Origin of the sequence: Desulfamplus magnetovallimortis (assembly GCF_900170035.1) — a bacterium.
Classification (GTDB): Bacteria; Desulfobacterota; Desulfobacteria; order Desulfobacterales; family Desulfobacteraceae; genus Desulfamplus; species Desulfamplus magnetovallimortis.
In genome coordinates this window covers 83,079-95,772 of sequence record NZ_LT828542.1, presented here as the reverse complement: position 1 = coordinate 95,772, position 12,694 = coordinate 83,079, and the positions used below count along the sequence as shown (strand labels likewise).

Here is a 12,694-nt window from a genome sequence, read left to right as displayed (position 1 = left end):
CGTATGGGGCGTACCACCGAACAGAAACATGCTGAACAAGCCCTATTGGAAAGAGAAGAACAACTGAAAAATCAAAATCAGCTACTGAAAGAGAAAAACATTGCCCTAAGAGAGCTGATGAGCCAGCTTATGATGGAGAAAAAAAGCTTGGAAGAGCGGGTTCTGGACAATGTGGATAAGTTTATTCTCCCTCTTTTGGATAAAATGAAAAACAGAGGTTCTCAGATCGATATCGGATATATCACCTTGCTGGAGGATACGCTGAAGCAGTTAACTTCCGCATTTGGAAGTAACCTTACCCGGCGTATGCCCAGACTCACCCCTCGAGAAAATGAAATATGCAATATGATACGCTCCGGTCTTACTTCAAAAGAGATTGCCGCTATTCTAAATATCTCTTACAGAAGCGTTGAAACTTACCGAAATTACATTCGGAAAAAATTGGGAATCCTCAATGAAAAAGTGAATCTTGCCACCTTTCTGACTACGCTTAAGTAGGTCGGTGTTTGGACTGAGTGGAGCTTTTGTACTTAGGAATCGGTTTTTAATAACTTGCCCATTTATCCCCCACTCTCCATTATTTCTTAGTAATGTACTCAAAGTCGACACCTATGATCTTGTAAGCCTTGTCAACACAGTCTGAATCAGGATTCCCAGGATTAACAGGATAAGGCAGGATTATCTATCCTGAACATCCTATCCATCCTGGTTATCCTGATTCAGACAAATGCAATAACTTCTGAAAAAGCAATAAAATGTCGATTTTGAGTTTTTACAGGGCATCAACCTTGTGACACACAACAAAATGCCCTGTTTCAATTTCACGGTATTCCGGAGCACTTCGGGTGCATATCTCCTCAGCAACCGGGCATCTTGTATTAAATACACACCCATTCGGCGGATTTGCAGGACTTGGTACCTCCTCGTTCAGCAATATCCTTTGCCTCTGCCTCTCCTTGACAGGGTCAGGAATGGGAATGGCGGACATAAGTGCCTGGGTATAGGGATGGAGGGGGGTGTTGAAAAGTCTCTCCCTTGTTGTCAACTCCATGATTTTTCCAAGATACATTACAGCCACCCGATCAGATATATGCTGTACCATGCTCAGATCATGTGCAATGAAAAGATAGGTAAGCCCAAGCTCTTTCTGGAGATCCTGGAAAAGGTTTATGACCTGTGCCTGTATGGATACGTCAAGGGCGGATATGGGTTCGTCGCAAACCACAAATTTGGGGTTGAGTGATAAAGCCCGGGCAATGTTGATTCTCTGTCGCTGTCCTCCGGAAAACTCATGGGGAAATCGTCCATAGTGGTTGGGATTGAGTCCCACAAGCTCAAGAAGTTCCATGACCCTCTCTTTCATGGCGCTCTGCTTCATGTCTGTGTGTATCATCATGGGTTCGGAAATGATGTGGCCTATGGCGTGCCTGGGGTTCAGTGATGCATATGAGTCCTGGAAGATCATCTGAATCTGGGGTCTCATGCAGCGCAGCTCTTCCCTTGTAAGCCTGGTTACATCCACCCCGTCAATTACAATCTCGCCTGCTGTTGGTTTCTCAAGGTGTAGAATTGCTCTACCTGTTGTGGATTTTCCACATCCGCTTTCGCCAACTACTCCAAGGGTTTCGCCTTTTCTGATATTAAAGGATAGATCATCCACTGCCTTTATCTGGCCTTTTTTGCGGTTGAAAAGAGAGCCTTTGGTGAATGGAAAGTATTTTTTCAGATTTTTGACAGTTACCAGATTATGATTGCTCCTGGAGAGTTCAGTTTTTTTATGTTCAATTCCATTAGAGTTGATATTTCCAGAAACTTCAGCGTTTTGAACCATTATTAAGGCCTCCTTGCTGCAAAATCAAAAAAACAGGCTGCATGGTGTCCCGGGGATATCTCCCTTGCTGCCGGAACAGCCTGCCAGCACTTTTCTGCTGCATGGGGGCAGCGCCAAGCAAACTGGCAGTGGGCAGGCGGAGAGAGAAGATCAGGAGGGGTTCCATCAATGCTCTCCAGTCTGTGTTGCCCCTCCTCACCGATTTTGGGAAGAGCTCCCAGAAGCTTTATTGTATATGGGTGTCCCGGGTTATAGAAGAGATCATCCACCGGCGCAATCTCCACAGCAGAGCCGGCATACATAACAAGAACCCTGTCTGCCATGCCTGCAACAACGCCAAGATCGTGGGTTATCCATATAACAGACATCTTCATCTCTTTTTTAAGCCTCTGGACAAGTTCTATTATCTGGGCCTGAACCGTTACATCCAAAGCAGTTGTGGGTTCGTCTGCTATGATTATTTCTGGGTTGCAGGCAATGGCAACGGCAATCATGGTTCGCTGTCTCATACCCCCTGAAAACTGGTGTGGATAGGCGGAAAATCGCTTTTCTGCTTCAGGTATTCCCACATATTCCAGAAGTTCAATGCTTCGCTTTTTTGCTTCATCAACAGTCATTCCAAGATGTTCAATCAGGGTTTCACTGATCTGTCTGCCAATTGTCATAACAGGATTGAGAGCACTCAATGCATCCTGAAATATGAACCCGATCTTGCCGCCTCTTATCTTTCTGATGCCGGATTTATCAAGTTGAAGGAGATCCACAGGATCTGTATTATTGTTCTGCTCATTGCGGTTGCTGTAAAAGAGAGCTTTGCCCCCTTCAATCCTTGCAGGTGGCGTTGGTAAAAGATGGAGCAGGGACATCATGGTGACGCTTTTGCCGCTCCCGCTCTCTCCAACAATGCCAAGCGTCTCTCCCTCATCCAAATCAAAGGATACTCCGGAGAGTGCGTGTACTACTCCGTCAAAGGTGTAAAAGCGGGTAATCAGATCATTTACTTCAAGAATTTTTGCCATAAATTCGGTCTCTCTTTGGGCATTGTTTTTTTTGAGCTTTATCAATAATGTCTAAATATGGACATATATTCTATTTTTTTACTCTTCGCATACGGGGGTCAAGCACATCTCGCAGCCAGTCCCCGAGAAGATTCATGCCAAGGCCTGTAAAGACAATGGCAAGCCCCGGAAATGTTGCAATCCAGGGATAGATCACCAGATATTTTCTTCCGGCTGCAAGCATGTTACCCCAGCTTGGGACACTCGGCGGGACACTTAATCCCAGAAATCCCAATCCTGCTTCATAGAATATCATGGCTGACATCTCAAATGTGGCAATGGTGACAATGGGACCTATAAGATTTGGCAGAAGATGGCTGAAAATAATGCGGTTGCCGGTAGCTCCTATACTTACGGCTGACTCAACAAAGCCTGATGCACGCATCTTGATAACTTCCCCCCTTGTTATCCTGACAAAAATTGGGATATCTGTGAATCCAAATATAAGTATTACATTCAAAAGACTGCTTCCAAGTATGGCTGCGATAAAAACCACAAAAACAAGATAGGGCAGGGCAAGTATCATGTTAACACCGCCCATGATGATATTATCTGTTTTACCGCCTTTGTAGCCTGAAAAAAGACCTATCACAATTCCAAGGGAGCTTGCGATGAGCACACCAAAAAAGCCCACTGTAAGGGATACCCTGCTTCCGTAGATGATTCTGCTTAAAATATCTCTTCCAAGATTGTCTGTGCCAAGGGGATACTCCATTGTGCCTTTTTCGTACCAGGCAGGAGGTTTTTTTGCATGTCGCAGGTTCTGCTTCAAAGGATCGTGGGGGGATATCCATGGTGCAAGAATGGCTGATAAAACAACAATGACAAACATGATAAGGCCGATGGTTCCGGCCTTATCCCTTGCAAGAAGATGGGCTGTATATTTTATGAAATGCCACAGGCCGGTCTCCTGTTTCTGATCAATGGCAAGCCCTGTTGATGCTGCAACTCCGGTTGGTATCTGCTGACCGGTTGAGTTGTTATCCATGTTTACCTCTTTTTATCGTGGAAATGGATACATTATTTTCATGATCAAGGGTGAGGGAACTCCCGCCATGTCCGTTTACCATGAAAATAACTATCATTTTTTATATACTGTTCCAGATAATTAAATTGGCAGGCAGTGTAGGGGCAATCCCTTGTGGTTGCCCTTCAGAATTGAGAATGCCAAATATTTTTCTGGAAATCTATATTTGGGGGGTGATTGACGCGCAATTATGCCCGTTTATTCATATCTAATTCTTGGATCAGCCAGACCATAGGCGATATCGGTCAGAAGATTTAGGGTTACAACCACGAAACTTGAGAAAAATGCAATTGCCTGAACCAGTGCGAAATCGCGATTTCCAATTGATTCTGCAAGAAGATTACCAAGTCCTGGCCATGAAAATATGGTCTCAATATAGATTGAGCCGCTGAGAAGATATCCAAACTGCACTCCCACAATGCTGATAAGGGGGATGGATGCATTTCTTAAAATATGGCGGATATAGACTTTTCTGTCCGGAATTCCCTTGCTGTAGGCAGTTCTTACATAGTCCTCGCTTCTGATTTCAAGGACTGCGGAGCGGGTGAATCTGATAAGCTGACCCATTGTAAAAAGTGAAAGCGAAAAGGCCGGCAGAATTACCGAGCGTGTGGGAAGTGTCAAACCCATAAAATGCCACGTCTCCCTTCCAAATGAGGGAAACCAGCCAAGATTTACACTAAAGACAAGAATAAGTATAAGTGCAAGCCAGAAGTTGGGAATTGTCTGACCCAGAAGACCTGTTCCCCTGGAGATAACATCCCAGAAGCTGCCCGGATTTGAGCCTGATATAAGCCCAAGTGGAATTCCAAGTATCAGTGATATGAGAAGGGCTGTCACTGCAAGTTCCACGGTTGCAGGTAGTCTCTCTATGATAAGATCCATTGCAGGCTGTTTATGCCGGAATGATCTGCCAAAATCCCCCACAACAGCTCTTGAGACAAAGGATGTAAATTGAATTAAAATGGGGCGGTTGTAGCCAAGCTCCTCCCGCATCTCCTCCACCTCCTGGGGAGTGGCATGGCGGGAAAGTAGAAGGGATACAGGATCTCCTGTCACCTGCATCATGAAAAATACAATGAATAAAACACCAAATAAAATACATAAGGATTGGACCAGGCGGGAAAATATGTATTTTTGCATATGATTATCACCTTTTTCAGGTTTTCAGTTTTAATTGATTTCGTCTCATATGGTATTCGCTTAAATTTACGTCTTTGTAAACATCGGATAAAGAAAGCTGGCAGTTGATGGAGTGGATGGTGATAGTATCTTCCGTTTTTTCGTATTTTGAATATATCCAGGTGTTGTCTTTTTTTCTGATAAATTTTTCAATTTTTTGAAAATATTGTGAAATAAGAATGTATTCAGCAAATGAGTCTATAAACTGGTAATGCGAAAATTTGTCTCCCCTGTCGTAAGCTTCTGTTGAATCAGAAAGAATTTCAATTATCACAACCGGATTTAAAAGAATATCATTATTTTCATCATCATATTCTTCATTTCCGCAAACAACAACTATGTCAGGATATGTGTATTTCTTTATTGCCTCTATTTTTACCTTCATTTCGCTTGAAAAGATACTGCATGGTTTTTCAATTAACTGATTGCCGAGCACCCTTACAATATTGGTAGAAATTTTATTGTGACTTCTGCTTGCACCAGCCATTGCATACATTTCACCGGCAAAATATTCATTTTTTATTTCAGAATCTCTTTCCAGACTCAGATACTCTTCAGGAGTAATATTGTTTTTTTCCTGTAATAGCATGTTTGTCTCTTTTTATGAGAAATTTTCCCCCTCCGGAGAAGGAGAGGGGAAAAATGTTTTTCAGGTTATTTTACAGAACCTTTTTAAGTGCAGTCAGCAGTTTTTCAACATTCTCAGGTCTGGCTGTGTGTCCCATTAAGCCTATTCTCCAGATTTTGCCTGCAAGTGGTCCAAGACCTGCTCCTATTTCAATTTTAAACTCTTTCAAAAGCCTGCTTCTGACAGCAGCGTCATCTGCACCTTCGGGTATATGAACAGAGTTGAGCATGGGCAGTCGGCAAGACTCATCCACAAGCATGTTTATGCCGATCTCTTTTAAACCATCAACCAGAAGAAGGTGGTTATCCATATGGCGTTTATATACAGCATCTTCGCCCTCTTCAAGAATCAGGTAAAGTGCCTGGTACAATCCATACAGCATGTTGATGGGGGCAGTGTGGTGATAAGCACGGGTGGCACCTGCCCAGTAGTTCATTATCATGGTAAGATCAAGATACCAGTTGGGGACTTTGGTTTTCCTCTGCTTGATAGCTGCCACAGCCTTTTCAGAAAATGATATGGGGGCAAGACCCGGAGGGCATGAGAGGCATTTCTGGGTTCCGCTGTAGAGAACATCAATGCCCCATGCATCCATTGTGATCTCAATGCCACCAAAACTTGTGACAGCGTCCACAAGATATATGGTATCGCTTCCCTTTACAAGCGCTCCGATTTCAGCCACAGGATTTTTTACGCCTGTGGATGTTTCAGCATGAACCACCGCAACTATCTTGTACGCTTTTTTTGCAATCTGTTTTTTGACATCATCCACAATTACAGGTGTTCCCCACTCAAATTCCAGGGTATCCACATCTGCACCAAGACGGGTTGCCACATCCTGCATACGCATTCCAAAAACGCCGTTTATAAGTACAAGAACTGCGTCACCTTTTTCAATTAGGTTGACAAAGCAGCTCTCCATTCCGGCAGAACCTGTTCCGGAAACCGGAATAGTAAGCTGGTTTTCGGTGTGAAGAAGAGTTTTAAGCTGCCCTTTCATTGTATCCATGATTTTAATAAAGGCAGGGTCAAGATGACCTATGGTATCTTTTGCCATTGCATTTAAAACAGAATCATCCACACAGGATGGCCCGGGACCCATGAGGGTTATTTTTTGAATATCGTCTAACAGGTTGTTCATGGTAATTCCTTGTTTTTGTTGGTTTGTTTTGACGTGTTGTTTTTAACGTATTGTTTTTAACGTGTTGTTTTGACGTATTGTTTTTAGCGTGTTGTTTTGACGTATTGTTTTTAACGTGTTGTTTTGACGTATTGTTTTTAACGTATTGTTTTGACGTATTGTTTTGACGTATTGTTTTGACGTACTGTTTTGACGTATTGTTTTGACGTATTGTTTTGACGTATTGTTTTGACGTATTGTTTTGACGTATTGTTTTGACGTATTGTTTTGACGTATTGTTTTGACGTATTGTTTTGACGTATTGTTTGGACGTATTGTTTGGACGTATTGTTTGGACGTATTGTTTGGACGTAGAGACGTTGCATGCAACGTCTCTACATTCGTCTCTACATTCGTTTCTACATTTATTTCTACATTCGTTTCTACATTCGTTTCTACATTTATTTCTACATTTATTTCGGTTTTATTTTGATTTATGTTTCAATTTATTCGCACACCTTGTTTTATTAGGGCATTCTGAACATGTTCAATATTGACATTTCCTGTTGATACCCCCTCTTTTACCGATACTGCTGCTGCAACACCTGCCCCCTGTCCTGTTACGGTGCAGCACATCATCTGGCGCAGAGCTGAATGGGATATCCTGTCTCCTGATACGCATCGTCCTGCAACCAGAAGGTTTTCCATGCCTTTCGGTTGGATAATGCCGTATGGTACCTGAAAATATCTGCCGGTTGTGGGAATTATGACAACTCCATATGCATCCAGAAATTCAGGAAAAATTCCTATGGAATCATGAAATCTTGCCTGGTTTCTTACATCATCTTCTGTCATGGTGTAGCGGCCTATGATTTTTCGGGACTCCCTTACACCAAGTGATGAACCAAAGGTTCTTAATCTTGCATTTTCAAAGCCCGGGGTATATTTTCTTAAAGCAGCAATTGCCATCATTGCCTGTTTTCTGCCCTCTATTTCCCCATGGGTCAGATCTTTTAACAGTGTGGGATCAAGTCCCAGCATATATGTCATGTTCAGATATGTGGCCTCACCTGTTTCTGTTATGCTGCTCCAGGTTCCAAAGGTCATGACATCATTGGGAATCTCTCCATTCTGGCGTGCTTTGGCAAATGGCTCTGCAAGGTAGGGGCTGAAAAGCTCTGCCTCTTTGCCGCTTGTTTCAACTGCCCACTGACCAAGTTTGCCAGGGGTTTTGCTGACATACTCCATGAACCTGTCGCGATTTACACCACTGCAGCCAAAACTTACAGATACACCCTCAATCTCTGTTTTGGGAGGTTGTCGGCATGGGACACCTGCCCTGAATGCAATGTCAGCATCACCTGTGCAGTCAATTACCTGTTTTGCCAAAATTGCCTTGCGCCCCTCCTTGCTCTCTGTAATAACTCCCTTTATACAATTTCCTTCTCTTATTGCCTCAACCCCAAGGCAGTGCAGATATTTTTCAATGCCAGCCTCTTCCACAAGTTTGTCTGCAACGCATTTGAATATATCAGCCTCAAGCACCTGGCTTATGGACTGGGGTTCCTTTCTCTCTCCTCCGAATTGTTTGGCTTCTGCCTCAAATTCAAGTCCAATACCCTCGGACTCCACAGTTCCTTCGTGGCGATACCAGCCAATGGACTCCACCATTGCCTGTGTTATATTGCCGCCAAAACATCCATATCTTTCTACCAGCATTGTATCAACGCCTTCCCTTGCAGATGCAATTGCAGCAGCAAGACCTGATGGGCCACTTCCAACCACAAGCACATCGGTTTCGGCAATTACGGGAATTTTCTTTGGGGCTTCCTGGATGTATTTCATATCCTGCTTTTCCTTGATCAAGATGTTTTTGATATAAAAATGAAATTTTTATATCGTGACGGTAGGCAAATATTTGGGATTATATTGGAACTGCGCCATGTTCCAGGGTCAAAGCCACAATATCTTTTGCAGGAATTACCCTGGAGGGCATATTCCTTTTTACAGCAAGTGCTGCCGCAGCTCCCATTGCCTGACCCATGGCCATACATGTGCACTGGGCACGGATTCCGGCAAAGGCAACTTTTTCTGAAGAGACAATTCTTCCTGCAACTGTTATACGAGAACTTCCCTTTGGTATAAGGGCACGAAAGGGAACCTTGGGAAGCAGCTCTTCGGATTTCAGAAATGTCACCTCACATCCTTTTGATTCGCTGTGCATGTCAATATAGTTGAAAGCATTGCAGATTTTATCCTTAAAATCGGTTGCTTTCATGAAATCTTCTTTTGCTACCATATATTCGCCATCTGCCCTGAAAGAATCGCGTCCAAGGGCATGGGAAGCCATGGTTTTAAGTACTGCACGTTCACAGCCAGGGATGGATGTTGTGATAAACTTAAACATCCTTAGCATCCTTTTTCTGCCTTCAATGTTGGCTGTGGTCTGTCCGTCGGCACTTGAAGTGTCGGATGCATATATGTGGGTGCAGTTGTGTCCGCCGTAATCAAGAAAATTTTTAAAGGGAAGCATGTTTGGATAGGCAAAATCTCCCTTCTGAAGTCTCCTGTCTGCCATTGCCTCTTCATAAATTGCCTGGACTTCCTTTTCCCATATCTGTTCATGTTCAATGTTTTCAATTTTGTACTGATATGAGCCTGGCTGGCGTTTTGTATCCTGTATTACAGGTAGTCCAAGCATACGTACAACATCTGCATCACCTGTACAGTCGATTATCTCTTTTGCCTTTGTGGTGCGCTTTATGCCTCTTCCAAGGGATGTTATTTCCCAGAAATTGCCATCCTGCCGGACATGGGAAACAAATTCGTGGTAATGGAGTATAACTCCTGCATCCACAGCTTCCTGTTCTGCAATGGCAGCATAGATGGGGACATTGATGTATGAGTAATATCCAGGTGTTTCAACAGGTCTTCTTTTTTGGTAATCAGGAATTGGAAGACCTTCTGTCTTTTTTGACTTTGTGTAAAGCTCCCAGGGAATTCCAAGTACAACAGGCCCCCTTGTGCTGTAAAAGTGGTTGGGCATGTAAACCCCGCCTGCTGTCATTGTCCCGCCAAGCATTGTGCCTGCCTCAATGACAGATGTTGTAACTCCGGCTCTTGCTGCCTGAATGGCAGCTATATGGCCGGCAGTTCCGCCACCGGCAACAACAACATCAACTTTTTCCGATACGGATTTCAATGGGATTCTCCAAGGTATTTGACAAGGATTTTATCATACAGACCTGACTCTTTTATCTTTTTCAGGCCTGAATCAAATTTGTCTGCAAAATGTTGTCCATTAGGTGTTTTCTTGGAAAACAAAATGTAGTACTCGCTCTCTTCCACAGCTTTTGGATGGTTAGTAAAAAGCTTTGCCTCTTCCGGCGGAAAGAGCTTGTTAATTGTTGCATAACCAACAACCTTGGATGTCTGATATACATCAATTCTTCCTACAAGCATCTTTTTGAAATTCATCTGTTCATCAGGAACAGTGTCAGCAACTATGCCGTGCTCTTTGTACGTCTCTTCCTGCTTGTATCCTATTGTCACTCCCACCTTGTATTTTTTAAGATCCTCAATGGTGTTCCAGTCAAAATCTTTACTTTTCAGGTGAAAATATACACCAGGATCTTTTATCAGAGACTCCTTATGGAAATAGAATTCATTTTCGCGCTCTTCTGTTTTGTTCCAGGGAAAGGTTCCATCATATTTTCCCTTTTCTACATTTACATAGCTTCTTTTCCAGGGATAGTAGGCATACTCAACATCAATTCCTTCTGCTTTAAATGCTTCTGTTACAACCTCCTCCAGAAGTTTGCCATCAGGATCAGTTTCTGATGTATAGGGTGCCCAGTCTCCAATGGCAAGACGAACTGTTTCATTTGCAGATATGTTTGAGGTAATAAAGATGAGAATAAGCATTGACAGAAAGATAAGCGGTAGTTTTTTCATTTCTTTGTTCCTTCGTTCCTTTGTATTTCTTGTTTATTATCTCAAAATCGACACCTATGATCTTGTAAGCCTTGTCAACACTGTCTGAATCAGGATTCCCAAGATTCACAGGATAAGGCAGGATTATCTATCTTGAACATCCTATCTATCCTGGTTATCCTGATTCAGACAAATGCAATAACTTCTGAAAAAGCAATAAGATGTCGATTTTGAGTATTATACTGCCACCCCCGATTTAAATAATGATGAGGAGTATTTTCACTGTAAAGTGATTTACATAATCGGGGGAGGCAATGCCAAGCCATGATAGTTTATTAATGAGTTTCTTTATTCTTCTATGGAAACATTTTTCAGGTAATAATCTTCGGCAGCCCTTGGTTTGTAGTTTTTAACCTTATTGCTGACAGCCTCAAAGGTCATTGGCTGGTAAAGATATATAAATGGCGGGTTTTCATGCATATATTTTTGCAGCTCAACATAAAGTTTTGCCCTTTCATTTTCATCCGGCATCACAGCCACTCTGGCAAGCATATCGTCAATTTTGGGATCGCTCCATGTAGAGTAGCTCTGTTTAAATCCGCCAAGTGTTCCTTCAAGTCTCTCAAGGGGTTCGCCTTCCCTGCATGACCATGAATCTCCAAACATTGGGGGCAGCTCTTTTTTTGCCTCAAGATCCCAGTATTTTCCTGATTCCATAAGTGTAAGTTTCACTTCAATTCCAACTTCACCAAGGTAGCCCTGAATTGCTTCGCAAACCTGTTCAAACTGTGAATATGCTCCTGTTGGAGCTGCCATTTTGATCTTGAAACCATCAGCAAATCCAGCCTCCTTTAGAAGGGCTTTTGCCTTTTCAGGATCATATCCAAAGGGCTTGAGGCTTTCGTCATATCCAAGGTTTGTGGGGACAAAAAAACCGTTTGTTGGTCTGCCATGACCGTTGAAAAGGGCATCTATGATGGCATCAATGTCAACAGCATAGTTTATGGCCTGTCTTACCAATGGATGCTCTGTGGGTAGCCCTTTGCCTGATGTGAGATTGTTAAATGCAATGTAAAATACACGGTCAACAGGATATTCAATTACATCAACTCCTGGAACACCTTTTAGCATGGCCGCTTCTTCTGAGCTGAGACGTGATACTATGTCAATTTCGCCTGTCTTGATTGCAGCTACACGGGTTGCTGACTCTTCAATTGGCCTGAAAACAAGTTTTGCCACCTTTGGTTTTCCGGCTTCCCAGTAATCAGGATTGGCTTCATATACAAGGCGGTCTCCTTTGTTCCACTCCACAAATCTGAAGGGTCCGGTACCCATTGGATGGTTGGCAAAACCATCTTCTCCAACCTCTTTCAGGTAACCTTCAGGGACGATATTCCAAAAGTAGCTTATCTGGCGCAGAAGCAGTGGATAGGGTTTTTCAAGTTTCAGTTTTATGGTAAAATCGTCAATTTTTTCGATCTCCTTTACTATATCCCATTTTTTTCGCCAGGTAACCTCTTTGCCCTTGCCGCGATTCCAGGAAAAAATCACTGAATCGGCATTAAAGGCTTCACCATTGTGAAATTTGACGCCTTTTCTTAGGTTCATGGTATAGATTATCCCGTCGTCTGAGACCTTCCAACTCTCTGCAAGTGCAGGTTCCATAATGCCGTCATCATTTACAACCACAAGTGAATTGTAGAGGCGCCATCCTGCATTTGATGCATTTCTGTCAGCGCCGTAACAGAGATCAAGTGAATTGGGCATGCTGGTCAAGGCAACCCTGAGAGTTCCCTTTGGCTCTGCAAATGCCCCCCCGTGAACCACAAAAACTGCCAGTAAAGCAACTCCCAGAAATAGTGCCAATCTTTTCATAAATAAGTATCCTCCTAAATGGATTAATGTTTAACAGGAT

11 protein-coding genes are annotated in these 12,694 nt (G+C 43.0%); 1 reads left to right on the top strand and 10 read right to left on the bottom strand.

What is annotated here, in order from left to right; translation table 11 throughout:
• A partial coding sequence (locus tag MTBBW1_RS07245; RefSeq protein ID WP_222424005.1) for a helix-turn-helix transcriptional regulator occupies positions 1 to 498 on the top strand: 498 nt, incomplete at its 5' end.
• 274 nt (positions 499 to 772) lie between these two features.
• Here the strand turns inward: MTBBW1_RS07245 and MTBBW1_RS07240 are convergent.
• The 10 genes from MTBBW1_RS07240 to MTBBW1_RS07195 form a co-directional block, all read right to left on the bottom strand.
• A complete protein-coding gene (locus MTBBW1_RS07240) occupies positions 773 to 1,831 on the bottom strand; it encodes an ABC transporter ATP-binding protein (RefSeq protein ID WP_080801314.1) in 1,059 nt (352 codons plus the stop codon).
• A 2-nt stretch (positions 1,832 to 1,833) separates the two neighbouring features.
• Positions 1,834 to 2,850 (bottom strand): ABC transporter ATP-binding protein, encoded by a 1,017-nt coding sequence (locus tag MTBBW1_RS07235; RefSeq protein WP_080801311.1) that lies wholly within the window; start codon positions 2,848 to 2,850, stop codon positions 1,834 to 1,836.
• A 70-nt stretch (positions 2,851 to 2,920) separates the two neighbouring features.
• The gene (locus MTBBW1_RS07230) at positions 2,921 to 3,877 is read right to left on the bottom strand and encodes an ABC transporter permease (protein WP_080801308.1); all 957 of its coding nucleotides are present in this window, start codon (positions 3,875 to 3,877) and stop codon (positions 2,921 to 2,923) included.
• Positions 3,878 to 4,114: 237 nt separating this feature from the next.
• Entirely contained in the window at positions 4,115 to 5,059 is a 945-nt protein-coding gene (locus MTBBW1_RS07225) for an ABC transporter permease (protein WP_080801305.1), read from the bottom strand.
• A 16-nt stretch (positions 5,060 to 5,075) separates the two neighbouring features.
• Complete coding sequence (locus MTBBW1_RS07220) at positions 5,076 to 5,687, bottom strand: Uma2 family endonuclease (protein ID WP_080801302.1); 612 nt, start codon at positions 5,685 to 5,687, stop codon at positions 5,076 to 5,078.
• Between the two features lie 70 nt (positions 5,688 to 5,757).
• A complete protein-coding gene (locus MTBBW1_RS07215; RefSeq protein ID WP_080801300.1) occupies positions 5,758 to 6,867 on the bottom strand; it encodes a pyridoxal-phosphate-dependent aminotransferase family protein in 1,110 nt (369 codons plus the stop codon).
• Between the two features lie 480 nt (positions 6,868 to 7,347).
• Entirely contained in the window at positions 7,348 to 8,691 is a 1,344-nt protein-coding gene (locus MTBBW1_RS07210; RefSeq protein ID WP_080801297.1) for an FAD-dependent oxidoreductase, read from the bottom strand.
• Between the two features lie 79 nt (positions 8,692 to 8,770).
• Positions 8,771 to 10,048 (bottom strand): FAD-dependent oxidoreductase, encoded by a 1,278-nt coding sequence (locus MTBBW1_RS07205; protein WP_186441137.1) that lies wholly within the window; start codon positions 10,046 to 10,048, stop codon positions 8,771 to 8,773.
• On the bottom strand, positions 10,045 to 10,800 hold the full coding sequence (locus MTBBW1_RS07200; RefSeq protein ID WP_080801292.1) for a substrate-binding periplasmic protein: 756 nt from the start codon (positions 10,798 to 10,800) through the stop codon (positions 10,045 to 10,047). Before MTBBW1_RS07200 ends, MTBBW1_RS07205 begins: the two co-directional genes overlap by 4 nt.
• A 327-nt stretch (positions 10,801 to 11,127) precedes the next feature.
• Positions 11,128 to 12,654, bottom strand: a complete 1,527-nt coding sequence (locus MTBBW1_RS07195) for an ABC transporter substrate-binding protein (RefSeq protein WP_080801289.1) — start codon at positions 12,652 to 12,654, stop codon at positions 11,128 to 11,130.
• Positions 12,655 to 12,694 lie beyond the last annotated feature (40 nt).